The organism is Phormidium tenue FACHB-1052, from assembly GCF_014696675.1.
Taxonomy (GTDB): Bacteria; Cyanobacteriota; Cyanobacteriia; order Phormidesmidales; family Phormidesmidaceae; genus Nodosilinea; species Nodosilinea tenuis_A.
The window spans coordinates 135,814-157,913 of record NZ_JACJQN010000009.1; the positions used below are offsets into that span (position 1 = coordinate 135,814).

17 protein-coding genes and 1 pseudogene are annotated in these 22,100 nt (G+C 58.5%); 11 read left to right on the plus strand and 7 right to left on the minus strand.

Translation table 11 applies throughout. The features are described from left to right. Positions 1 to 190 precede the first annotated feature (190 nt). The 3 genes from H6G07_RS13795 (at position 191) to H6G07_RS13805 (ending at position 2,846) form a co-directional block, all read left to right on the plus strand. Positions 191 to 2,125: an ABC transporter ATP-binding protein gene (locus H6G07_RS13795; protein WP_073608736.1), complete on the plus strand. Its 1,935-nt coding sequence runs from the start codon at positions 191 to 193 to the stop codon at positions 2,123 to 2,125. A gap of 151 nt (positions 2,126 to 2,276) precedes the next feature. Continuing rightward, positions 2,277 to 2,492, plus strand: coding sequence for a hypothetical protein (locus H6G07_RS13800; protein ID WP_073608737.1), 216 nt, complete (start codon positions 2,277 to 2,279; stop codon positions 2,490 to 2,492). A gap of 18 nt (positions 2,493 to 2,510) precedes the next feature. After that, positions 2,511 to 2,846: a cupin domain-containing protein gene (locus H6G07_RS13805; protein ID WP_073608738.1), complete on the plus strand. Its 336-nt coding sequence runs from the start codon at positions 2,511 to 2,513 to the stop codon at positions 2,844 to 2,846. A 198-nt stretch (positions 2,847 to 3,044) separates the two neighbouring features. On the opposite strand, the gene H6G07_RS13810 is transcribed toward H6G07_RS13805, so the two are convergent. Then, positions 3,045 to 4,304 (minus strand): S-layer homology domain-containing protein, encoded by a 1,260-nt coding sequence (locus H6G07_RS13810; protein ID WP_073608739.1) that lies wholly within the window; start codon positions 4,302 to 4,304, stop codon positions 3,045 to 3,047. Between the two features lie 561 nt (positions 4,305 to 4,865). Between H6G07_RS13810 and H6G07_RS13815 the strand changes: the two genes are divergently transcribed. Then, the gene (locus tag H6G07_RS13815) at positions 4,866 to 5,882 is read left to right on the plus strand and encodes a zinc-binding alcohol dehydrogenase family protein (RefSeq protein ID WP_073608740.1); all 1,017 of its coding nucleotides are present in this window, start codon (positions 4,866 to 4,868) and stop codon (positions 5,880 to 5,882) included. A 47-nt stretch (positions 5,883 to 5,929) separates the two neighbouring features. Here the strand turns inward: H6G07_RS13815 and H6G07_RS13820 are convergent, their stop codons facing one another. The 3 genes from H6G07_RS13820 to H6G07_RS13830 all read right to left on the minus strand — a co-directional run bounded on the left by H6G07_RS13820 (position 5,930) and on the right by H6G07_RS13830 (position 8,584). Continuing rightward, positions 5,930 to 6,364 (minus strand): hypothetical protein, encoded by a 435-nt coding sequence (locus H6G07_RS13820; RefSeq protein WP_073608741.1) that lies wholly within the window; start codon positions 6,362 to 6,364, stop codon positions 5,930 to 5,932. Between the two features lie 195 nt (positions 6,365 to 6,559). Then, on the minus strand, positions 6,560 to 7,450 hold the full coding sequence (locus H6G07_RS13825) for a hypothetical protein (RefSeq protein WP_073608742.1): 891 nt from the start codon (positions 7,448 to 7,450) through the stop codon (positions 6,560 to 6,562). Positions 7,451 to 7,540: 90 nt separating this feature from the next. Beyond that, a complete protein-coding gene (locus H6G07_RS13830) occupies positions 7,541 to 8,584 on the minus strand; it encodes a sirohydrochlorin chelatase (protein WP_139297047.1) in 1,044 nt (347 codons plus the stop codon). Between the two features lie 269 nt (positions 8,585 to 8,853). On the opposite strand from H6G07_RS13830, the gene H6G07_RS13835 reads away from it, so the two are divergent. From H6G07_RS13835 to hemL, 3 genes are all read left to right on the plus strand, one after another. Then, complete coding sequence (locus tag H6G07_RS13835) at positions 8,854 to 9,681, plus strand: ion transporter (RefSeq protein WP_073608743.1); 828 nt, start codon at positions 8,854 to 8,856, stop codon at positions 9,679 to 9,681. Positions 9,682 to 9,892: 211 nt separating this feature from the next. After that, a complete protein-coding gene (gene ftsE, locus H6G07_RS13840) occupies positions 9,893 to 10,732 on the plus strand; it encodes a cell division ATP-binding protein FtsE (protein WP_084173183.1) in 840 nt (279 codons plus the stop codon). A gap of 122 nt (positions 10,733 to 10,854) precedes the next feature. After that, positions 10,855 to 12,156 carry a glutamate-1-semialdehyde 2,1-aminomutase gene (hemL, locus tag H6G07_RS13845; protein ID WP_073608744.1) on the plus strand — a complete coding sequence of 434 codons (1,302 nt, stop codon included), beginning with the start codon at positions 10,855 to 10,857 and terminating at the stop codon, positions 12,154 to 12,156. 125 nt (positions 12,157 to 12,281) lie between these two features. On the opposite strand, the gene H6G07_RS13850 is transcribed toward hemL, so the two are convergent. The 3 genes and pseudogenes from H6G07_RS13850 to dnaK all read right to left on the minus strand — a co-directional run. Then, positions 12,282 to 12,767, minus strand: a complete 486-nt coding sequence (locus H6G07_RS13850) for an allophycocyanin subunit alpha-B (protein WP_073608745.1) — start codon at positions 12,765 to 12,767, stop codon at positions 12,282 to 12,284. Positions 12,768 to 12,994: 227 nt separating this feature from the next. After that, complete coding sequence (locus H6G07_RS13855; protein ID WP_073608746.1) at positions 12,995 to 13,945, minus strand: DnaJ C-terminal domain-containing protein; 951 nt, start codon at positions 13,943 to 13,945, stop codon at positions 12,995 to 12,997. A gap of 1,131 nt (positions 13,946 to 15,076) precedes the next feature. Further along, positions 15,077 to 16,930, minus strand: a pseudogene (gene dnaK, locus H6G07_RS13860) (molecular chaperone DnaK); the annotation flags it as partial. A 270-nt stretch (positions 16,931 to 17,200) separates the two neighbouring features. Here dnaK and H6G07_RS13865 point away from each other — a divergent pair. The 4 genes from H6G07_RS13865 (at position 17,201) to H6G07_RS13880 (ending at position 22,046) form a co-directional block, all read left to right on the plus strand. Continuing rightward, positions 17,201 to 17,782, plus strand: coding sequence for a Uma2 family endonuclease (locus tag H6G07_RS13865; RefSeq protein WP_073608748.1), 582 nt, complete (start codon positions 17,201 to 17,203; stop codon positions 17,780 to 17,782). A 90-nt stretch (positions 17,783 to 17,872) separates the two neighbouring features. Next, the gene (locus H6G07_RS13870; RefSeq protein WP_073608749.1) at positions 17,873 to 18,124 is read left to right on the plus strand and encodes a UPF0175 family protein; all 252 of its coding nucleotides are present in this window, start codon (positions 17,873 to 17,875) and stop codon (positions 18,122 to 18,124) included. Further along, on the plus strand, positions 18,121 to 18,609 hold the full coding sequence (locus H6G07_RS13875) for a PIN domain-containing protein (protein WP_073608750.1): 489 nt from the start codon (positions 18,121 to 18,123) through the stop codon (positions 18,607 to 18,609). The genes H6G07_RS13870 and H6G07_RS13875 overlap by 4 nt, the downstream gene beginning before the upstream one ends. Before the next feature lie 221 nt (positions 18,610 to 18,830). Then, entirely contained in the window at positions 18,831 to 22,046 is a 3,216-nt protein-coding gene (locus tag H6G07_RS13880) for a valine--tRNA ligase (protein ID WP_073608751.1), read from the plus strand. Positions 22,047 to 22,100 lie beyond the last annotated feature (54 nt).

Genomic DNA, 22,100 nt, shown 5'->3' on the forward strand with positions numbered 1-22,100 from the left:
GAGTTAGGGGCGAACGAAACCGGCAGGAGGGAGGCTGTTATGATTCATCTACTATGATCCATTGACGAGATTAATCAAACTTCTCTCGTAGCCGATTCAGTATGGCACTGGAGGTTTGCTCCGGGGTTAACGCTGGATGAGACTGCGCGGAGGGATGCCCTGTTCTGAATCGTCTGTCTGCAAATAACCCATGAGCGATACCATTCTCGACGTTAAGCACCTCACCGTTCACTTTGAGGTCGATGGCCAGCTCATTCAGGCCGTGAATGATATTTCGTTTCAGGTGCAGCGGGGGCAGACCCTGGGCATTGTGGGCGAGTCGGGGTCGGGGAAGTCGGTAACATCGCTGGCGGTGATGGGGCTGGTGCCCAACCCGCCGGGCAAGGTAGTCAATGGCGAAATTTGGTTTAACTCGGGCCACGGCACCCCGACAGATCTTGCGACCCTGAGCGAGGCCCAGCTCCAGGCCTATCGGGGGGGGCAGGTGTCAATGATTTTTCAGGAGCCGATGAGCTCGCTGAACCCGGTGTATACCGTGGGGTTCCAAATGGTGGAGGCGATTCGTCAGCACCAGAATATTTCGAAGGAGGCGGCTCGTCAGCAGGCGATCGCCCGGCTGCAAGAGGTCAAACTGCTGCCCGCCGATGCCGTACTGGCAACCACCATCAAAACCGAGCAGCCTCGCCTCGACGACGAATCGCTGAAGGAAGAGGTCGATCGCCGTCAGCAGGCCATTCTCGATCGCTACCCCCACGAGCTGTCGGGGGGGCAAATTCAGCGGGTGATGATTGCCATGGCGATCTCCTGCAACCCGGCCCTGCTGATTGCCGACGAGCCCACCACAGCGCTCGACGTGACGGTGCAGGCGACGATTCTCGACCTGCTGCGCGAACTACGCGATCGCCGGGGCATGTCGCTGATTTTCATTACCCACGACCTGGGCATCATTGCCGAGATCGCTGACCAGGTGGCGGTGATGTATCAGGGCAAAATTGTTGAAGCTGGCCCAGTGTGGGATATCTTTGCCCAACCCCAGCATCCCTACACCAAGGGGCTGCTGGCCTGCCGCCCCCAGCCCACCCAGCGGCTGCGGTTATTGCCTACGGTGGCCGACTTTATGTCTGTGGAGCTGGCGGGTACCGAGATCAACGCTGCTGCGGCTAATGGCGGGCAGCCGCTGGCGGGTGCGGCCCCCATCCTTCGCGAGCGCGTGCTCGACGCCGAGGCTCAGGCTCGCTTTGCCCCCCTGACCGAGGAGGAACTGACGGCGCGGGCGGCAGCTCTAGCGGCCAATGGCCCCCTGCTGGCGGTGGAAAATCTCCAGGTGGGCTACCCGGTGCGGGGCATCTTTGGCAAAACCCGCAGCCACATGATGGCGGTGCAGGATGTGTCATTTCAAATTCAAAAGGGTGAAACCTTTGGCCTGGTAGGGGAGTCGGGCTGCGGCAAAACTACTCTAGGCCGGGCGCTGCTGCGGCTGGTGCCTACCATGGGCGGCAAGATTTGGTTTGAGGGGCGCGACGTGCTGGCGCTGGGCTCGTCACCCCTGCGGCAGCTACGGCGCGACATGCAGATTGTGTTTCAAGATCCCTACAGCTCGTTAGATCCGCGCATGAGCATTGGGGCGGCGATCGCCGAACCGCTCAAAATTCACGGCGTGATCAAAAGCAGGCGCAACCAGCAGGAGCGGGTTGCCTACCTGCTCGATCGCGTCGGTCTGCCCGCTAGCGCCATGAACCGCTATCCCCACGAGTTTTCGGGTGGGCAGCGCCAGCGGGTGTGCATTGCCCGCGCCCTGGCCCTCAACCCCAAGTTCATCATTTGCGACGAGTCAGTGTCGGCACTGGATGTGTCGGTGCAGGCCCAGGTGCTCAACCTGCTCAAAGAACTTCAGGCGGAGTTTGACCTCACCTACATCTTTATTTCCCACGATCTGGCGGTGGTGAAATTTATGAGCGATCGCATCATGGTGATGAATCAGGGCCGAGTCGAAGAGATTGGCCCCGCCGAGCAGGTCTATCGCCAGCCCCAGACCCCCTACACCCAGGCGCTAATTAACGCGATTCCGGTGGGCAGCCTCGATCGCATTCAGGAGTTGCAGCGCGATCGGGCCTCGGTGGCGTAGCTTAAGTTTGCACCTTCCCAGTTCGCAGCGGCCCTATCAAGATCGAGTTTAGAACATTCACCTCTCCCTCTATATGTAGAGCCGTGAAGCAAACGAGGTTGGGTATTTCTGGTCACCCTACAATGAGTCCATACCTTACCTGTTTGAAGCTATGCCTGTAGAAACCGTTGGCAGCCCACCCCCCGAGGCCGATCAGGTGCGCTCTGTGCTAGAGCAGCAGCTGCCAGAGATTATTGCCAGCTTTAATCAAGTGCTGCGAGAGCAGTACGGGGTTGAAGGCGTTAGCGTGGGTGGGTTCACCGTGGTGCCCGAGAGTGCGGTGGCCTCCAAAGTCACCTGCGATCAAGACAGCTGTTCGATTAGCTAGGGCTGGATCGGGTACGCCATGTCCCCTGTGCCAGCATCCGGCAATCTGTTTCAGCTACCCGATCCGCTACCGGCGGCAGAATTATTTACCGCCCTGTTTGAAACACCCCATCTCCGGGTTGAGCGCATTCTCTCGACTGGGCAGACAACGCCCCCCAACGAGTGGTACGACCAAAGCCAAGATGAGTGGGTTGTCCTGCTACAGGGAAGCGCCACCCTCACCTATGAGGATGGCGCTTCTTTAGTGATGGGGCCGGGAGACTACGTGCTGATACCAGCCCACAGACAACACCGGGTCAGCTTCACCAGCAGCGATCCGCCCTGCGTTTGGCTGGCGATTCACTGTCTTAAGTGAGCAACTGGGTTTCTGGTGAGTACTTTTGGCTGATTGTGACAGGCTCAAACGGCTTAGGGTGAAGGGTTTGAGGTGTCGGGTCTAAGGCTTGCCTTGAACCTAACACCTTGAACTCTAAACCCCCCACTAACCCCTGCAGATGACTAGCTGAGCGCAAACCAGAGGCGCGGCACCGCCGAACCCGATTTTTGAGCCGGCCTAGTTAGCGATCGCATCTACCGTGAGGTCAGAGCGCAGGGTGAGGTCGAGATCGCTGGGGCTGATGACCACAACCGCGCTGTTAGAGGTGACCTGGTTGTCGCCGTTGATGACGGCCCCAACCACGCTGCCCAGACCGCTGTTGCCAGTAATCCTACCTAGGATCGATTCGGCTGCGCCGGTAATGAGTGCCCCTTGCAGGGTGCCGCCGCCGACGCTGTTGGTGGCCGCGATCGCGCTGGACTCAGCGTTGACGCTGTAGGTGCGGCCATTAATCGTGAGATTGTCAGCGACAAACTTGGCCGCTGTGATCGACGAGCCACGAATTTCGACCGGCACAATGCGACCCACGATGGTGCTGCCCGCAGGCACCAGCACCTGACCCTGGCTATTGCGAATCGGCTCGGTAGTTTGCAGACTGGTGGCCACGGTTTGGCCAGGGGCCACCACAATATCCACATCGGCGCTGCTGTTGGGGTAGCGCACCGCTAGCTCAGTGCCGCTGGGCACCAGGCGGGGCGAACTGGTGGGGGTGCCAGTGCCAGTTCCAGTTCCAGTGCCGACTCCCACGATGTAGCTGTTGGCGCTTTGCCCAGATTGCAGCACGGGCATGCGGCCCTGAGCCACTAGAGCTTGATAGATAAAGGCCGCCACATCAGCACGGGTGGCGGTGCGCTGAGGTTGCAGGGTGTCTACGTTGGGATAGTTGACCACCAGCCGGTTTTCGGTGGCAGCGGCCACTGGCCCTTCGCCATAGCTAGGGATTTGACCGCGATCGCGGTAGACGCCCAGCACTTCGTTGACCGAACCCCGAGGGCTGTAGTCAAGACCGTTGGCCAGGGCGACTAGGGCCTGCACCCGAGGAATCTGCTGCTCAGGCTGGAAAGCACCATTGGGGTAGCCCGAGAGAAAGCCTTGACCGTAGGCGTTGGCGATCGCAGCGCTGGCCCAATAGTTGCTAGAGACATCGCTAAACCGAGGTGCGGTGCGATCGAGGGGCTGGTTGAAGGCGTTGCGCACAATGGCGGCAAACTGGGCACGGGTCACTGGCTGGTCAGGCCGAAAGGTGCCATCGGGGAACCCAGCGATAATTTGCTCAGAGGCGAGGCTTTCGATAAAGGGACGCGCCCAGTAGCTCGAACCAACATCATTAAACTCAGCGGTTTGGGCGGTGGCAGGCAGCGCCAGCCCCACAAACGCTACAGAACCCAGGGCCACAAAGGCGGTGGTTTTGGCAGACAGACTCAGTACGGTGCTCATACTCAATGATTCCTTAAAAGCGGGGTGTTAATGCAGGGTGATAAAAGCGAACAGCATCCATAGCAAAATGGCCCCAGAACCAGCAGAGCGAGTCAGAGGCAGTGCTATAGAGATGGGCCGTTCTACCAAGGCAGCTTTGGTAGAACCAACAGCCTGGAGCAAATGGGGGCAAATTTATTCGCTAAACCCTGGAGTGGGGTTTGGTGTTTAGCCGAGCCAAATGGTAAATGCACGGGAACCTATGGGAGAAAAGCTGCGCTTTTAGTGACAAGACCATTAGCACTGGGCTATTGTTCCCCCTTTTCGGGCCTATTTCCCAAAAGATTCGGCAAATCAGCCTTAGGAGATAGGGCGATCGCCCTTTTCCGCCCCTTCAAGCTCAGTGTAGTCACTTCTGCTTTAAAGTGCCTGTGCCAACGGAGAGGCTTTGTCAATCACCACTCCAACCGATGACTAGCGGCTTCTAAACCCAATTTCATCAAAAATAGGCTTACTCTATGGGCTTATCCTGATGAAAGACCTTTTGATCTGCATCTGCGCACAGCGAGCGCTCAATTCACTATGAAAGCTGTTGCCCTGACCCATTATTTGCCCATTAGCGACCCAGACTCACTCTTCGACGCTCGCTTGCCCAAGCCCAGCCCTACAGGCCATGACCTTTTGGTGCGGGTAGAGGCGGTTTCAGTCAACCCAGTTGACACCAAGGTACGTGCCCCAAAAGACAAGGTCGAAGACACGCCTAAGGTGCTGGGCTACGACGCCGCTGGCGTGGTTGAAAGCGTTGGCGATGCAGTGACGCGATTCAAGCCCGGTGATGCCGTTTACTATGCGGGCGACATCACCCGCCCCGGCTCCAACGCTGAATTTCAGCTAGTCGATGAGCGCATTGTGGGTGCCATGCCCCAAACCCTCTCCTTCGCCGAGGCCGCTGCGCTGCCCCTCACCACCCTCACCGCCTGGGAAGCCCTGTTTACCCGTCTGGGCATTGACCGCAACGGGGAAAGCCAGGGTCAGTCGATTCTGATCATTGGCGGGGCCGGGGGCGTGGGGTCGATCGCCATTCAGCTAGCCAAACTAGCGGGGTTAGTGGTGATTGCCACCGCCTCGCGGCCCCAGTCGCAGGCCTGGGTGAGAGAGCTAGGTGCCGACCACAGCGTGGACTACAGCGATGCGCTGATCGAAGAAATGGCCCAGCTCGGCCACCGCGAAGTCGATTTCATCGCCAACTTCAGCAACACCGATGCCTACTGGGGCGTGATGGCCGAGCTGATTCGCCCCCAGGGCAAAATTGTCGGCATTGTCGGCAACACCGACCCCCTAGACCTAAATTTGCTCAAAAACAAAAGCGCCACCTTTGCCTGGGAGTTTATGTTTACCCGCTCGATGTACCAAACCGCCGACATGGCTGACCAGGGCCACTTGCTCGACGAGGTAGCGGCCCTAGTGGATGCGGGCAAGCTGCGCACTACCCTGCAACAGACGCTCTCACCCATCAACGCTGCCCACCTGCGCCAGGCCCACGCCCAGGTGGAGTCGGGCCGCACGATTGGCAAGCTGGTGTTGGCGGGGTGGCGGTAGGGAGTGGATGAGTAGGGGAGTGGGCAGTACCCAACATCCCCATCCTGCTATTTCACCGAGACGCGGCCATCGGCTTCGATGGTGATGCTGCGATCGCTCGGTTCACTGGGCGCGTTATACAGTTCTACCCGCAGGATATTGGGGCTGGGGCGACCGAGGCGAGCACGCACGGGCAGCCGCTCTTGCGACCAGAAGAAAAACGATGGCTTGGGCTGCCCAGCCCAGTTTAGCCGGGTTTCAAAGGTGTTGCCGGTGTAGAGCAAGCGGGGGCCAAGCAGGGGTGGCTGCTCTAGGCTGAGGGGGCGGCTGCCAACGTTGACGACCTGCACCGTGATGCGATCGCCCGGCGTAAACTGAATCTGCCCTGACCGACAGTTGGCGGTGCAGGGGTCAGCGACAGCAGCGGGCACGCTCCACAGCCAGGCCGCTAGGCTAACCAAACATCCCCCAATCAAAAAACGAGTCGGCACCAGCTTCTTCACAGCAACGATCCTCACAGGAAAACGGATCTTTTGTTGTAATCGCTACTGGGGCACCCTGAAACCCGATCTACACATCTTGTAGGAATTGATAGTTTCACTGAGCGCCACCAGAGCGTGATACCCAAGGAGCAGGCTATAGGACACCAGCCGTGGAACGGGACGACCGATCTTGACTCAAGCAAATGGCTCGGTAAGTTAGGCGGCCTGATCTGTAGCTACGGCCTGAGTAGCCAGAGAAATAACTATGGCATCGTCGGGTTGAAGGGTGAAGCTGTTCCACCGATCTAGATATTGGGTGAGGTGATGGTCGCCCTGGGCAATGCGATCGCCCACCATCCCCCGCAGCCGCGATTCCTCTTCCAAGTACTGCTCCTCGCTAAAGAATCCTGCAAACCTTGCTGCCCGCAGCCACACCAGGTAGGTGCTCAGCGCATCGTACTGGCTCTGCGCCACGATCGATCGCAAGTCTCCCTCAACCCACCAATTCACCACATCATGGGGTTGCGCCCCTATCTGACCAGGAATGCCCATCGCCGCTGCCAGTTCGTGCAGAGTAGGTGTAGCAATTCCCCAACCGCTGAGGACGTTTTTCAAATCGACATGGGCGTCGCCGTGGCGACTAAAGTAGTCGCTGCCCCAGCCCTTGTCAGCCCGGCGGCAAAACTCGGCTGCCGAAATGCCGGTTACCAATCCGCGCTGAAGCAAAATTGGCAGGTCAGCCGTTTGAGAATTGAAGCCGACTAGCTGAGGATGGTGTTGCCCCAGATAGCCCAGAAAAGTTGAAATGAGTTCGCCCTCATCCATGGGGCGATCGCCTTGTCTGGGCAAAGTGGTGAGCCGCAGGATAACCTCCCCGTTGGCTTGCTGCTCTCGCACCACTGCCGAAACCGCGACCACACGGCACAGCGCCGTTTTGAGATGGGGCCGAGGTTTCTCTGCCGTGGCTCCAGCCTTAGCCCACATCACCTCAAATACCTCAGCATCCGCTAGCGTTGCGGGCAGACCGTATACGCGCCGTCCCGATGTCGGGTCGGGCACCCACTCCAAGTCAAAGGCGCATAGGTGCCGACTAACGGATTTAAACATGGCTGGCTGCCCCCTGGAAATGCTTAAAAACTGACCCAGGCCGCTGCCCAGGCGCTGTTTTTAGCATTCCCAGCCCAATTAGCTGAGCATCTAGGGAACCTGCCAAGCCCGCTGATGGTAGTCGTCGGGTTCTGGAAAGAGATCTACGGGTTCGCCGTGATGATGCCCGTGATCGTGGCCGTGGCCGTGCCCGTGGCCATGATCGGTGTGAGCATGTCCGTGGTCATGCCCGTGACCGTGCTGACTGCCCCCGGCGGCAAGGCGAAACTTGCACATTTCGCAGTTCATCGCTACCTGGCCCAAATGGGTTTCGATTTCGCGATCGCGCAAAATCTGCATCAACTGAGGATGGCTGCCCATCTCTGGCAGATAGCTCACCAACTGTTCTGGATGCGCCGCCTGCTCCTGCTGGGTAATATCCAAAATCTTCTTGATTAGCACGCCGGTAAAGAGAAAATAAGGCAGCACAATAATGCGTTTGGGTTCATACATCCGGGCGCGGCGAAAGCCCTCTTCTAGGCGCGGATGGGTGATGCCAATAAAGCAAATTTCCACCGTTTTATAGCGGCTGCCCTCCCACACAATACGGGCTAGCTTATAGACATCGCCGTTGGCATCAGGGTCGCTGGCCCCCCGGCCCACAAACAGCAGCACCGTGTCTTCGCGGGCAATGCCATTCGGGTTAAATCGAGGACTATCTAGTTCCGCCAATCGCTCCTGCCAAAGCTGAATGATGGCTGGGGTAATGCCAAAGTGGCGACCATAGTGAAATTTCACCTGGGGGTGGCGCTGGCGAGCCCGATCCAATTCATTGGTGACATCAAACTTGTTGTGGCGAGCCGCAAACAGCAAAATTGGCAGTACCGAGATATCGGTGTAGCCCTGCTCTACGCACCGATCGACCCCGTCTTGAATAGTGGGTTCTGTTAGCTCTAAAAAGCAGGGGATCACCGGGCGAGAAGTGTCGAGTGCTTGGTAGGCGGCGGCAAATTCTAGAACGCGATCGCGCCCCTCCAGATCGCGGCTACCGTGGCCCACCAGCAGCAGCGGTCGCTGGGTCGGCAGCGGCGACCAGGTGCCCGTAGCGCTGGGCGAAAAATCATTGGGGGTAGTGATAATCGGTGCGATCGCCATAGGTGCTCAAAGTGCCGCAGTGATACTAAATCTAACCCTCAAGTCCAGTCCAAAGATATCACTCGTGAAAATCTGACCTATAGCGGCCTGAGCATAGGAGCAAGCGCTAACCTAGACCCAGTTCAACCCTCAAAGCCAAATTGACCACTGGATAATTCGGAGCCTAGGGCAAGATGACTATAAAATCGCAGCCAGATAAAAATCAGTCTGCCTGGCTATCTTAGCCCAGGCTAGAGCGCAGAACCATCCTGGGGGTGGGCATTAACACGATGGAAAAACTCACAGATGAGCCGCAAAAAGCATGGCGCGAAGGTCAGAAACCGGCGCTGCGCGATCGCCTACGCAGCCACCTAGACACCACCGACACCATGCCTGGCCGAGTGGTCAATGGCGCGATCGTGCTGCTGATTTTTATGTCGGCCACTATTTTTGTCATCAAAAGCTACCCCATCTCTCCGGCCCTAGATGAATGGCTAGACATTCTCGACTGGCTGATCGTGTTGGCCTTCACTTTTGAGTACGGTCTGCGCCTCTGGACAGCCCCACGCCCCTGGCAATACGCCTTTAGCCTCTACGGCCTGATCGACCTAATCGCCATTCTGCCCTCTTGGATTGGCGTCTTTGACATTCGGTTTTTGCGCTTTTTTAGGTCACTACGAATTTTGCGCCTAGTGCGCATCTTCAACGACCGGCTCTGGTTTGGCCAAGTCACCAGCACCGACAGCCTAATTTTGATTCGCATTTTGCTTACGTTAGGAGCAATTATTTTTATCTACTCCGGCCTGATTTTTCAAGTCGAGCACCCCAGCAACCCTGAAGACTTTGGCACGTTTTTAGACGCGCTCTACTTCGCCGTAGTCACGATGACCACCGTGGGCTACGGCGACGTTACCCCCATCTCAGAAGCCGGGCGAGGGCTGACAGTAATGATGATTCTCACCGGCATTGCCCTGATCCCCGCCCAAATTAGCCGCTTGATCCGGCAATTGGGCAAGGTCTCCCAGCCGCAGCACCTGCCTTGCCCCGGCTGCGGCCTCACCCTCCACGATGACGATGCCCAATTTTGCAAACGTTGCGGTACTCTTCTAGAGCCCTAGTTGGCGAGCCCTTCAGCCGCGCTGTTATCTCAGTGACGAAACATAACGATTATTGAAAAAACAAATATGCCTTTTGCCGGATACAGTGTTTCCGGTACAATAGCCACCCAAAAGCCCCGTCAGCTCTGTCCTCGGTGCTGGCTGCGCAGTTCATACGTTTTTGTCAGCCTCACCCTTGAGTCTGTCTAGCCCATCTCAGTTAGGACGTTCCATGACTTCTGTGCTCCATCGCCCCACCGACGACGCCAAATTGTCTGGTCTTCCCGAAGACATCAGGGCCAGGCTACAAGACCGCTTCAAGCTTGTAGTGCCTGCCCGCTCCACCGCCGACCCTTCCCCTGCCCCCGTGCTCGACGCCGCTCCCCCCAAAGACCCAACTGTTCAGCCAATCGTTTCTCTCAACAATGTTGAGAAGGTCTACGCCAACGGCAGCAAGGCCCTGGCCGGTGTCAATCTAACTGTCAACCCCGGCGACTTTCTTTTCGTCACCGGCCCCTCTGGTTCAGGCAAATCAACGCTGCTCAAACTGCTCTACGGCTACGAACGCCCCACAGGCGGCAATATTCTCGTGGGCGATGAACCCATTTCTGACTTGCGGGGCAACCGCCTAGCCATGATGCGCCGCCGGATTGGCGTTGTATTTCAAGACTACAAGCTAATTCCTAAGCGCACCGTGGCCGAGAATGTGGCCTTTGTGCTGTGGGCTCAGGGCTTCACCCGCAAAGAAATTCACCGCCGCCTCTGGCCCACCCTCAAAATGGTTGGTCTCCAGGGCAAGGCCCAGTGCTTCCCCGACGAGCTCTCTGGCGGCGAGCAGCAGCGAGTCAGCATTGCCCGTGCCGTGGTCAGCACCCCTCCGCTGCTGCTGGCCGACGAGCCCACCGGCAACCTGGATGCGGAGAACTCCCTTCAGGTGATCAAGATCCTCAAAAAGCTCAACTCCATCGGCATTACTGTCATCGTCACTACCCACGATGAGCATCTAGTCCGCATCTCAAACCACCCAGTGGTGCAGATTAAGAACGGTCGCCTGCATCACCTGCGCCGGTAGTTTACGTTCCTTAACATCAACCGGTGTGCCTTATCCAATCAATAGGATAATGATCAGAGCTAACATTCAGGCGGTCTCACCCTGAGCCGCCGAATGACTTTGGACTCTGAGAGGAACGTGCTTTGGTCAGTACAGCCCCATTTAAGACAGCAAAATCACAAGAAATTTTCTCCGCTGCCCAAAACCTCATGCCGGGCGGCGTCAACTCTCCGGTACGAGCCTTCAAGTCGGTGGGCGGGCAGCCTATCGTATTTGACCGCGTCAAGGGTGCCTACATCTGGGATGTGGACGGCAATCAATATATCGACTACGTAGGCACCTGGGGGCCTGCTATCTGCGGTCATGCCCACCCCGAAGTGCTGGCGGCTCTGGCAGCGGCTTTAGAAAAGGGCACGAGTTTTGGCGCACCCTGCTACCTTGAGAACGTGCTGGCCGAAATGGTGATTCAAGCGGTGCCTAGCATCGAGATGGTGCGCTTTGTGAACTCTGGCACCGAAGCCTGTATGGCCGTGCTGCGGCTAATGCGGGCCTATACCGGGCGCAACAAAATCATCAAATTCTCGGGTTGCTACCACGGCCACGCCGATATGTTCTTGGTGCAGGCGGGTTCTGGTGTCGCCACCTTGGGCTTGCCCGACTCCCCTGGAGTACCCAAATCGGCCACCAGCGACACCCTCACCGCTCCTTACAATGACCTTGAAGCGGTCAAGGCCCTCTTCGCCCAAAACCCTGGAGAAATCGCCGGGGTGATTCTAGAGCCGGTGGTCGGTAACGCTGGGTTTATCACCCCCGATGGCGGGTTTCTAGAAGGGCTACGAGAAATTACCCGCGAAAACGATGCGTTGCTGGTGTTCGACGAAGTGATGACCGGCTTCCGCATTGCCTATGGTGGTGCCCAGGCCAAATTTAACGTCACTCCCGACCTCACTACTCTAGGTAAGGTGATTGGCGGCGGCTTGCCCGTAGGTGCCTACGGCGGTCGTCGCGACATTATGGAAATGATCGCCCCGGCTGGGCCGGTTTACCAGGCAGGAACCCTGTCGGGTAACCCCCTGGCTATGACGGCAGGCATCAAAACCCTGGAGCTGCTCCAGCGGCCTGGCACCTACGACGAGCTCGATCGCCTGACGAAGAAGCTCATCGACGGTCTACTTCAGGTGGCACGGGATGCGGGCCATGCCGTATACGGTGGCCACATCAGTGCCATGTTTGGCATGTTCTTCCATGCGGGGCCGATCAGCAACTTTGAAGACGCCAAGGGAGCTGATCTGGAGAAGTTTAGCCGCTTCCACCGGGGCATGCTGGAGCGCGGTGTTTACCTGGCACCGTCGCAGTTTGAGGCTGGGTTTACCTCTCTAGCCCACACCGATGCCGATATTGACGCTACGATCGCAGCCGCCCGCGACGTGCTGGCAACTCTGTAAGTTGTTCAGTTGGTGCGTCACCCTGAGCGATGACGCACCCCAGGACAGCTAGCCCACCTAAAACAAAACCCCGGATTCTTGAAGAATTCGGGGTTTTAGCTTTCGCTAGGAAGGTTTTGCTAGAACTATGACATCGCTTGGATGATGTAGTCAAAATAGGGCTGAGCTTCAGCAGCGTCTTCGTCAGACAGCAGATTGAGGGAAGCCTCTTTCAAACAGCGAATGGCTTCAGCCATGCCGGGCACGGGCACGTCTAGGGCGTTGTACATTTCGCGGACACCCACGATGCCGATGGCCTCAATGGGGGTCTGGTCGCCCGCTAGCACGCCGTAGGTGACCAGGCGCAAATACCAGCCGTAGTCACGAATGCAGAGGGCACGCTGCTTTTGACCATAGGCATTGCCGCCGGGGGCGATGAAGTCAGGCCGTCGCCGCCATAGCTCTCTGCTGGCCTGGTCAACAATCTTTTTCTCGTTCTCAGACAAGGTAGCGGCAATGCGGGTGCGCTGCTCGCCAGTCTTCAAAAATTCTTCAATGGCCTTGAGCTCGCCGGTGGTTGGGTAGCGCAGCTCGTCGTCGGCATTCAAAATAACTTGGCTAACAACAGACATAGTTAAAAATGACGGGATGACCTTTTTCCATAGCTAGTTTAACGACTTGGGGGTCATCAGGGAAAGTTAAATTCTCATTTAGTTGCCAATGTCAAAGGCGCTTCAGATGGGTTGACTGGGGCGACAAACAAGCTAAAACGTCCATTCTATGGGGAATTTTTAGGGATTACTCAGTGTTCTTCTGGTGAGAATGCAGAGCGTTTTCGTAACGCTTTTGCAACAATTGGCTAGGTGAAAAGGTCAGCGCGGGGGCGGAAGCGTTCGGTTTGGCGGAGTTCTTCGTAGAGGGCTTTTTCGCGATCGCTTAGCCCCGTCGGCACCACCACCTCTAGCTCCACAATTTGGTCGCCTCGGCCTTCTTTGCCAACGGGGTAGCCCCGCCCCGGCAGCTGCAGGACTTGCCCAGTCTGCGCCCCCTGGGGCAGACTGGTGCGCACGGGGCCATCCAGCGTGGGGATATCGATGGCGCTGCCCAGGGCAGCCTCACTGGGGGTGATGGGCAGCCGGCAGTACACATCGTTGCCCCGAAGGGTGTAGAACGGGTGCGGATCAACCTGAATGCGCAGGTACAGGTTGCCACCGCCTACCCCCTGGCCTCGCAGGCGAATGCGCTGCCCGGTAACCATGCCAGCGGGCATGTTGACCTCTAGCGATCGCCCATCCTCTAAACGAATGCGCTCTCGCCCACCCCGAAAGGCTTTTTCGAGGGGCACGGTGAGGTCGGCCTCGGCATCGCGGCGGCCAGCGCTGGTGGACGGGCTGTAGGTAGCGGTGTTGGCAGGGTAGCCATCGTCGTCGCTAGCACTACGGCGGGGCGGGCGACGGTTGAGCAGCTGGTCGACAAAGACGTTGAAGTCAGGAAATTCGCCAAAGCCAAAGTCTTCTAAGGAAATCCGCCCGCTGAAAAGATCGCTAACGACCGATTTGCCCTGACCTTTCTTAAAGCCCTCCTGCTGCCAGTACTCGCTAAATTTCTCGTACTGAGCGCGCTTTTCGTCGTCGGAGAGCACGGTGTAGGCTTCGCTGAGCAGCTTAAATTGATCCTCTGCCGCCTGGTCGCCAGGGTTGAGGTCGGGGTGGTACTGCCGGGCCAGCTTGCGGTAGGCCTGCTTGATGTCGCTAAAGGTTGCTTCTCTGGAAACCCCCAGAATGTCGTAGTAGTTCCGAAAGTTCTCCATGCAGGGTGGATGGGTGGGCGGGTTAGGGGGTTAGGGGGTGGATGGTCTTGTTTGCCGATTCATCCCCCTACTTGGCAGGGTGAGGTGAAGGGTGGTTTAGAGCCACTCGTCGCGATCGCTCCAGTTGTCGCCGTCATAGCGGGGGGCAGGGCGGCGATTGTCTTGGCGCGGGGGCACTGGTCTGGCAGCGTCAGGCCCGCGTTCCGGGGAGGCAGGCCGTGAGCGATTCTCTGGCGCTGGGTTTTCAGCAGGGCGATTCGATGCGGGCTGCCCCCAAAGGTCATCCTCCCAGCTATTGTCTTGGCGAGGGACAGCAGGGGCAGTACTGGGTCGAGTTTCTGGTGGAGACGCGTTGCGAGCGTAAGGGTCATAGCCCTGATTATCGTAGCCACGGTTCCCAGAGCGCTCTGCTCCAGCATCGCGTCCGGCATTACCATAGCCTGACTCAGGGGCGCTAGGTTGGTCGTAGCGGGGATCATCGTAGCCCGATTGACCGTAGTCAGCATCGCCATAGCTGGGGCGAGCAGGTTCAGGGTTTTGCGTTCTGGGGGCGTCCTCCGCAGGGAATCGACCATAGTCTTGCCCATAGTCTTGGCGACCATAGCCGGACTGATCGTAGCCACGATAGTCGTCGGCAGCGGGTTGGGTATCGCCTGACGGTCTGTAGTCTTGGCGATCGTAATCCTGGCGATCGTAGCCAGGTTGCCCGTAGTCTTGGCGGCCATAGTCTGAGGCGGGCGGCTGAGGACGGCTGGGTTCTTGGGAGCGGTCGTAGCCGTTGCCGTAGCCCTGGCTGTCGTAGCCAGAGTTGCCGTAGCTAGAGCCGCCGCTGGGGCGATTCCCTGAGGGGGAGGCTCCGCGATCGCTGTACCCCTGACTCCCGTAGCCTTGATCGCCGTAGCCTTGGCTGCCGTAGCTTGGGTTGTTGTAACCCTGACCGTTGTAGCCGGTCGTACCGTAGGCACGGTTGTCGTAGGCTGGGCTACCGTAGCGCTGTCCACCCGCTCCGCCGCGATTGTCGTAGTCCCAGTCCTCGTCCCAGTTGCCCCAGGAGGTAGAGCCTTGGTAGCCGTAGTTGGGCCGCGCATCCAAGTCGTCGTCGAAGGAGAAGGTCTTCTTCAAGGTGTTGCCGATCTGGCCGAGGATGCCGCCTTCGGGGGCATCCTCAGCTTCGTAGAGGTAGGCCTCGCGGTTGAGGTCGTAGAGTTCGTCTTGCAGCTCGGCCTGAGCCATGTCGATACCGCGCTCATCGCTTTGCTCTAGGTAGTCGCGCAGTTCTTGCACTAACCCTTCAATGCGGCGACGGCGATCGCGGGCAAACTGCATGCCAAAGTCAAGGGCCACCTCCCGCAGCAGTCGCTCGGCTTGGAAGGTCAGGGCTTCAGCCCGGTTGCGCTTCTCGACCCGCTCACGCTGGAGGCGATCGGTTTCGGCAAACTCCTCCGCCTCACGGATCATCCGCTGCACTTCGCCTTCTTCGAGGTTAGACGCGCCCTGCACGGTCAGACTCTGCTCGCGTCCGGTGGTCTTATCCATCGCCGACACCTGCAAGATGCCGTTGGCGTCAATGTCAAAGGACACCAGCACCTGGGGCACACCGCGCGGCGCGGGAGGAATGCCCATCAGCTTGAAGCGGCCCAGGGATTTGTTGTCGGCCCCCATCTCGCGCTCGCCCTGGAGCACATGCACCTCCACCGAGGTCTGGTTGTTTTCAGAGGTCGAGAAAATATCCGATCGCCGCACCGGAATCGTGGTGTTGCGAGGAATCACCTTTTTCATCACGCCGCCGATGGTCTCCAGCCCCAGGGAGAGCGACGTGACATCCAGCAGCATGATGTCTTGCACTTCTTGGGTGATGATGCCCGCCTGCACGGCAGCGCCCACGGCAACGGCTTCGTCAGGGTTCACGTTTTGGCTGGGTTCGAGGCCAATCAACCCGCGCACCAAGTCCTGCACCATGGGCATGCGGCTGCCTCCGCCCACCAGCACCACTTCGTCAATGTCGTTGGGGGTCAGGCCCGCATCGCTGAGCGCTTGCTTGAGAGGAGCGCGCAGAGCGCTGACCAGGTCGCCACAGAGACCTTCGAACTGCGATCGGCTCAGACGCGTCTCAATATGCTTAGGGCCTTCAGGGCTAGCGGTGATAAACGGCAGGCTAATCTCGGTGCTGGCCACGCCAGAAAGCTCAATCTTGGCTTTCTCAGCCGCCTCAGTTAGTCGCTGTAGGGCCTGGCGATCTTTCCGTAGGTCAATGCCTTCTTTTTCAAGAAACTCATCGGCCAGCCAGTCAACGATTTTGGTGTCGAAGTTGGTGCCCCCCAGCTGGGTATCGCCCGAGGTTGATCGCACCTCAAACACCCCATCGCCCACATCGAGAATCGACACGTCAAAGGTGCCACCCCCCAGGTCAAACACCAGGATGGTCTCGTTCTGCACCTGGTCGAGGCCGTAGGCCAACGCCGCCGCCGTCGGCTCGTTCAAAATGCGCTTGACTTCCAGCCCAGCAATGCGCCCGGCATTGCGGGTGGCCTGGCGCTGGGCATCGTTAAAATAGGCGGGCACGGTGATCACCGCCCCGGTCACCGGCTGGCCCAGGTAGCGGCTGGCCTCATCCGCCAGCTTGCGCAGCACGATCGCCGAAATTTCTTCCGGGGCAAAGTCTTTTTCGAGGCGGGGGCAGCGGATCTTAACGTTGCCCAAATCGTCGCGGCGAATGGTGTAGGGCACCCGCTTAGAGGATGGGTCAAGTTCCGCGTAGCGACGCCCCATATAGCGCTTGACGCTGTAGAAAGTGTTTTGGGGATTGAGCACCGCCTGCCTGCGGGCCATCTGCCCCACTAGCCGCTCGCCCTCTTTGCTAAACGCCACTACCGAGGGCGTAGTCCGCATCCCTTCGGCGTTGGCAATCACTACCGGCTTGCCGCCCTCCATTACAGAGACCACGGAGTTGGTCGTACCCAGGTCGATGCCAACTACTTTTCCCATGCGCTCTGGCGTCTCCTTATCTGTCGGACTGCGTGCTCAATGAAGGTTAGCACCGAGGGGGCATTGCTTCTGCCAACCTACTTACATCAACTTTCTTAATGATAGTCTGTCACAGGCTGGCCTTGATTCTACCCCATGGCTTCTGGAGCCTTATTTAAGGGGAGCTGGGGAGGGTAGGGGAGTTGAGGGGTGATGGAGTAAAGGGGGCTCTAGATCGGGATTGGTTTTAGACTGAAGTTATCTTGAGAACGCTAAGCCTTTTTTGGTTTTATGGTGCAGACGCGGCCCAGGTTCTATAGCTTTGAAGAGTATCTGGCCTACGACGACGGCACGGAACACTTTTACGAGCTATTTAATGGAGAACTAATCGAGGTGCCGCCAGAGTCTGGGCAAAACGTGCAGATTGCCAATCGCCTGCTGCTAATCTTTGCACTGCTATTAGGAATAGATCGGGTACGGGGGCATGGCTTGGAGCTTGAGGTCAGGGGCGAACCGAAGAATCGCTACCCTGACCTGACGGTGATTCAGCCAGAACACATTCAGCTATTGGCGAAGCGCAACACCATTCGCCTGACGATGCCACCCCCAGCGCTGGTGGTCGAGGTAGTCAGCCCTGGGGAGTTGCAGTGGGAGCGCGACTACGTGGCCAAACGTGCCCAGTACGAAGACTTAGGCATTCCTGAGTACTGGATTATCAACCCCCAAGACCGTACAGTGCTGGTGCTGGCGCAGCAGGGGCAGGGGTTTGTCCCGGTGGGCACGTTTGCGGGGGAGCAGCGGATAGAGTCGGCTCAGTTTGCCGATCTCACCCTGACTGCCGCTCAGCTATTTGCGGCGGGGCTGCCAGAATAACGCACCATGGTTGGAGGTGCAGGTTTATTGACCGGCGATCGCACCCCTCCCACAGACTTTCAAAGACCATCCTTAGGGTAACCACCCTCCATGCGCATCAACCTGGATATTCCTGACGAAGTCGCCCAGTGCCCAACCTTCTCTAGGGCCGACTGGCTGCGGGAAATGGCCATTTCCCTGTTTGAGCATGAGCAGGTTACCTTGGGCGTTGCCAGCCAGATTGCAGGCATTCACCTGATGGAGTTTCAAAAAATCATCGGCAGTCGCGGTGTTTGTGCCCACTACGAAGCCGAAGAGTTTGCTGACGACATTAAAAACCTGCGCCGCCGGGGTTGGCTATGACCATTGTGAGCGATGCTTCATCGTTGGGCAGCTTGGCCCTGGTTGACTACCTCTGGCTGCTGGAGGCACTCTACGGCACCGTGGTGATTTCAGAGGTGGTGGCGCAGGAGTTGGCGACGGCCAAAAATGCTCGCATTCAGGCGGTACTGTCTGTCAGTTGGGTCAAGGTGCAGGTGCCGACAGAGGGCGCGATCGCCCAGGTTCAGCAACAGGGCAAGCAGTTCGACCTGGGCGAAACCCAAACCCTGGCCCTAGCCCTCCAGCTCCACGCCGACGAGTTGTTGATCAACGAGCGCAGAGGACGGCAGGTCGCCCAAGCGCTAGAGCTGTCAGCCATTGGCATCGTCGGCATTGTTATCGTCGCCAAGCAGCGGGCGCTGATTCCCAGCGTGCGGCGGGTGATGGATGCCCTGGTAGAGCTAGCTGGTTTTCGCATCAGCCACCAGCTTTACCAAAAGGTTCTTAAGTTTGTTGATGAAATCTAAGGCGGCAGCGGATAGGGTTTAGGGTTTGAGGTTCAGGGTTCAGGGCTGCACCTTAGACCTCAGACCAGCCTTAGACCTCAGACCAGCCTTAGACCCTAGACCTGACACCTTAAACCCGTCAGCCCCTGATACCCGGCAACTCCCCAGGTTCCCCATCAAAATGGCAGAATCCCTAGGTACACTGTCTTTAATGCAATAGTCCCCGCGCTCCAGGTTTTGTGATGACGGCCACCGTTCCCGCTCTCTCCGCCCAGTACGACCCCACGCAGACCGAAACCAAGTGGCAGGCCCAGTGGGAAGAGAACCAGGTCTTTAAAGCCGACCCCGACCACCCCGGCGAGCCCTACTGTGTGGTGATTCCGCCGCCGAACGTGACCGGCAGCCTGCACATGGGCCATGCCTTTGAGAATGCGCTGATCGACACCCTGGTGCGCTACCAGCGCATGGCCGGGCGCAACACCCTGTGGCTGCCCGGCACCGACCACGCCAGCATTGCCGTGAGCACGATTTTAGACCGGCAGTTCCAGGCTGAGGGACTGAAGAAGGAGGATGTGGGGCGCGATCGCTACCTGGAGCGCGCCTGGGAATGGAAAGCCGAATCCGGCGGCACCATCGTCAACCAGCTACGCAAGCTGGGCGTCTCGGTGGACTGGTCGCGGGAGCGCTTCACCATGGATGAAGGGCTTAACACTGCGGTGCTGACCGCTTTCACCCGACTCTACGATGAGGGGCTGATCTATCGGGGCAACTACATGGTCAACTGGTGCCCCGCCAGCCAGTCGGCGGTGTCTGACCTGGAGGTGGAGCAGCGCGAGGTGGACGGCCATCTGTGGCACTTCCGTTACCCCTTCACCGACGGCTCGGGCTATCTAGAAGTCGCCACCACTCGCCCCGAAACCATGCTAGGCGACACGGCAGTAGCGGTGAACCCCAACGACGATCGCTACCGCGACATGGTGGGCAAAACCCTGACGCTGCCGATTGTGAATCGCGAAATTCCCGTGATCGCCGATGACTATGTCGATGCGGAGTTTGGCACCGGCTGCGTCAAAGTCACCCCCGCCCACGACCCCAACGACTTTGCCATGGGCCAGCGCCACAACCTGCCCCTGATCACCGTCATGAACAAAGACGGCACCATGAATGAGCAGGCGGGGCCGTTCCACGGGCTAGACCGCTTCGAGGCTCGCCGCCTGGTGGTGAAGCGGCTGGATGTCGAAGGGTTTTTGGTAAAGATCGACGACTATCACCATACGGTGCCCTATAGCGATCGCGGCAAAGTGCCCGTCGAGCCCCTGCTCTCCACCCAGTGGTTCGTCAACATTCGCCCCATGGCCGACAAAGCGCTGGATTATTTGGACAACCGCCAAGAGCCCAAGTTTGTGCCCGATCGCTGGACGAAGGTCTACCGCGACTGGCTGGTGAACCTGCGCGACTGGTGCATCTCTCGCCAGCTCTGGTGGGGCCACCAAATCCCCGCCTGGTATGCCGTAAGCGAAACCGGCGGCGAAATCACCGACAACACCCCCTTCGTGGTGGCCGCTACGGAGGAAGAGGCCAAAGCTAAGGCCACCGAGCGGTTTGGCGAATGGGTGACCCTGACCCGCGACCCCGACGTGCTCGACACCTGGTTTTCCTCCGGTCTGTGGCCCTTCTCCACCATGGGCTGGCCAGATGAATCGGCCCAGGACTTCCAGACCTACTACCCCACCACCACCCTGGTCACCGGCTTCGACATCATTTTCTTTTGGGTGGCCCGCATGACTCTGATGGCGGGGCATTTCACCGACACCATGCCCTTTGAGACCGTCTACATCCACGGCCTGGTGCGCGATGAAAACAACAAAAAGATGTCGAAGTCGTCGAACAACGGCATCGACCCCCTACTGTTGATCAACAAGTACGGCACCGACGCCCTGCGCTACACCCTGATTCGCGAAGTCACAGGGGCGGGCCAAGACATTCGCCTGGAGTACGATCGCAATACCGACGAATCTGTCTCGGTGGAGGCTAGCCGCAACTTTACCAACAAGCTGTGGAATGCCTCCCGCTTTGTGATGATGAATTTGGGTGGGCAGTCTCCCGCCAGCCTAGGCGCGCCCGACTTGGCCAATCTGGAGCTAGCCGATCGCTGGATTTTGTCTCGCTTTAACCGCGTTGTGCAGAGCGTGCGCGACAACCTCGACCAGTACGGCATGGGCGAAGCCGCTAAGGAGCTCTACGAGTTTGTTTGGGGCGACTTTTGCGACTGGTATATCGAATTGGTCAAGCCTCGCCTCCAAGGCGAGGGGTCTTCTAAATTCACAGCGGGTCAGCAAACCCTGGCCTTTGTGCTCGACGGCATTCTCAAGCTGCTGCATCCGTTTATGCCTCACATTACCGAGGAGCTGTGGCACACCCTCAGCCAGGTGGGCGACGACCAGTTTTTGGCGGTGCAGCCCTACCCCACGGCGCAGCCTGACCTCATTGACGATGCCCTAGAGCAGCAGTTTGCCCTGGTGTTTAACACTGTGCGCACCGTGCGCAACCTGCGAGCCGAGGCCGGTATTAAACCCAGCCTGCGCATCGAGACCATTCTCGAAAGCGAGAGCGCTGACGAGCGCCACATTCTCCAGGCCACTGCCGACTACATCAAAGACCTGGGCAAGATCGACACCCTGGTGATTCTAGGCGGCAAGCAGCCGGTTTCCACAGCCCACAGCGGGGAGACTAGCGCTACATCGCTGACTCCCCCAACGAAGCTGAGCGATAACCGAGTGGTGGCTGAGGTGCAAGACTTTTGGCACACCATGCTGCCTCTGTTTGAAGAGCCGCTGTACTATGCCGGGTCGTTCTTTGCCGATATTCGTCGCCCGGCCTTTACCCTGCTGTGGATTTTTGCGGGGGTGGTCTTGCTCAAGTTTGGCGGGGCTGTGGTGTCAGCGGTTGACAGCACTCCCATCTTTGGCACCCTGATGGAGCTAGTAGGGTTCTGGGTTGTGTTTAATTTTGTGCGGCAGAATTTGCTGACGGTGGGCGATCGCGATCGCCTCACCCAGTCCTACCAACAGTGGCGACGCAGCATTTTTGGCCCCGACACAGCGACTCCGCGAGCGACCACTCAACTGCGATCGGTGCCCTCACCCACCGCTGCGACCAGCCCTAGCAGTGCCGCAAAAGACTCTACCGAACCCTCGCAAAAGTTGTTCGCTGGAGTTACGGGTACCGTGCAGGTGCTCATTCCCCTAACCGGCGTAGTGGATATTGAAGCCCTAAGGGCCAAGGTAGAAAAAGACCTAGCCAAGGTGGAGGCTGAGATCAAATCGCTTTCAGGGCGGCTGAGCAACGCCGGCTTTGTGGATAAAGCCCCCGCCGATGTGGTGCAGGGAGCCCGCAATTCTCTGGCCGAGGCCGAGGCCCAGGCGACCATTCTCAAGGCACGGCTGGCGATGCTGTAAGGGATTTTGAACAATCAAATCGATCAGCCTACCGAGGGGGGCGGCGAATCCGGG

Coding starts and splice junctions, on each gene's coding strand:
- H6G07_RS13795 (WP_073608736.1), top strand. CDS start 191: ATGAGCGATACCATTCTCGACGTTAAGCACCTCACCGTTCACTTTGAG.
- H6G07_RS13800 (WP_073608737.1), top strand. CDS start 2,277: ATGCCTGTAGAAACCGTTGGCAGCCCACCCCCCGAGGCCGATCAGGTG.
- H6G07_RS13805 (WP_073608738.1), top strand. CDS start 2,511: ATGTCCCCTGTGCCAGCATCCGGCAATCTGTTTCAGCTACCCGATCCG.
- H6G07_RS13810 (WP_073608739.1), bottom strand. CDS start 4,304: ATGAGCACCGTACTGAGTCTGTCTGCCAAAACCACCGCCTTTGTGGCC.
- H6G07_RS13815 (WP_073608740.1), top strand. CDS start 4,866: ATGAAAGCTGTTGCCCTGACCCATTATTTGCCCATTAGCGACCCAGAC.
- H6G07_RS13825 (WP_073608742.1), bottom strand. CDS start 7,450: ATGTTTAAATCCGTTAGTCGGCACCTATGCGCCTTTGACTTGGAGTGG.
- H6G07_RS13830 (WP_139297047.1), bottom strand. CDS start 8,584: ATGGCGATCGCACCGATTATCACTACCCCCAATGATTTTTCGCCCAGC.
- H6G07_RS13835 (WP_073608743.1), top strand. CDS start 8,854: ATGGAAAAACTCACAGATGAGCCGCAAAAAGCATGGCGCGAAGGTCAG.
- ftsE (WP_084173183.1), top strand. CDS start 9,893: ATGACTTCTGTGCTCCATCGCCCCACCGACGACGCCAAATTGTCTGGT.
- H6G07_RS13850 (WP_073608745.1), bottom strand. CDS start 12,767: ATGTCTGTTGTTAGCCAAGTTATTTTGAATGCCGACGACGAGCTGCGC.
- H6G07_RS13855 (WP_073608746.1), bottom strand. CDS start 13,945: ATGGAGAACTTTCGGAACTACTACGACATTCTGGGGGTTTCCAGAGAA.
- H6G07_RS13865 (WP_073608748.1), top strand. CDS start 17,201: ATGGTGCAGACGCGGCCCAGGTTCTATAGCTTTGAAGAGTATCTGGCC.
- H6G07_RS13870 (WP_073608749.1), top strand. CDS start 17,873: ATGCGCATCAACCTGGATATTCCTGACGAAGTCGCCCAGTGCCCAACC.
- H6G07_RS13875 (WP_073608750.1), top strand. CDS start 18,121: ATGACCATTGTGAGCGATGCTTCATCGTTGGGCAGCTTGGCCCTGGTT.
- H6G07_RS13880 (WP_073608751.1), top strand. CDS start 18,831: ATGACGGCCACCGTTCCCGCTCTCTCCGCCCAGTACGACCCCACGCAG.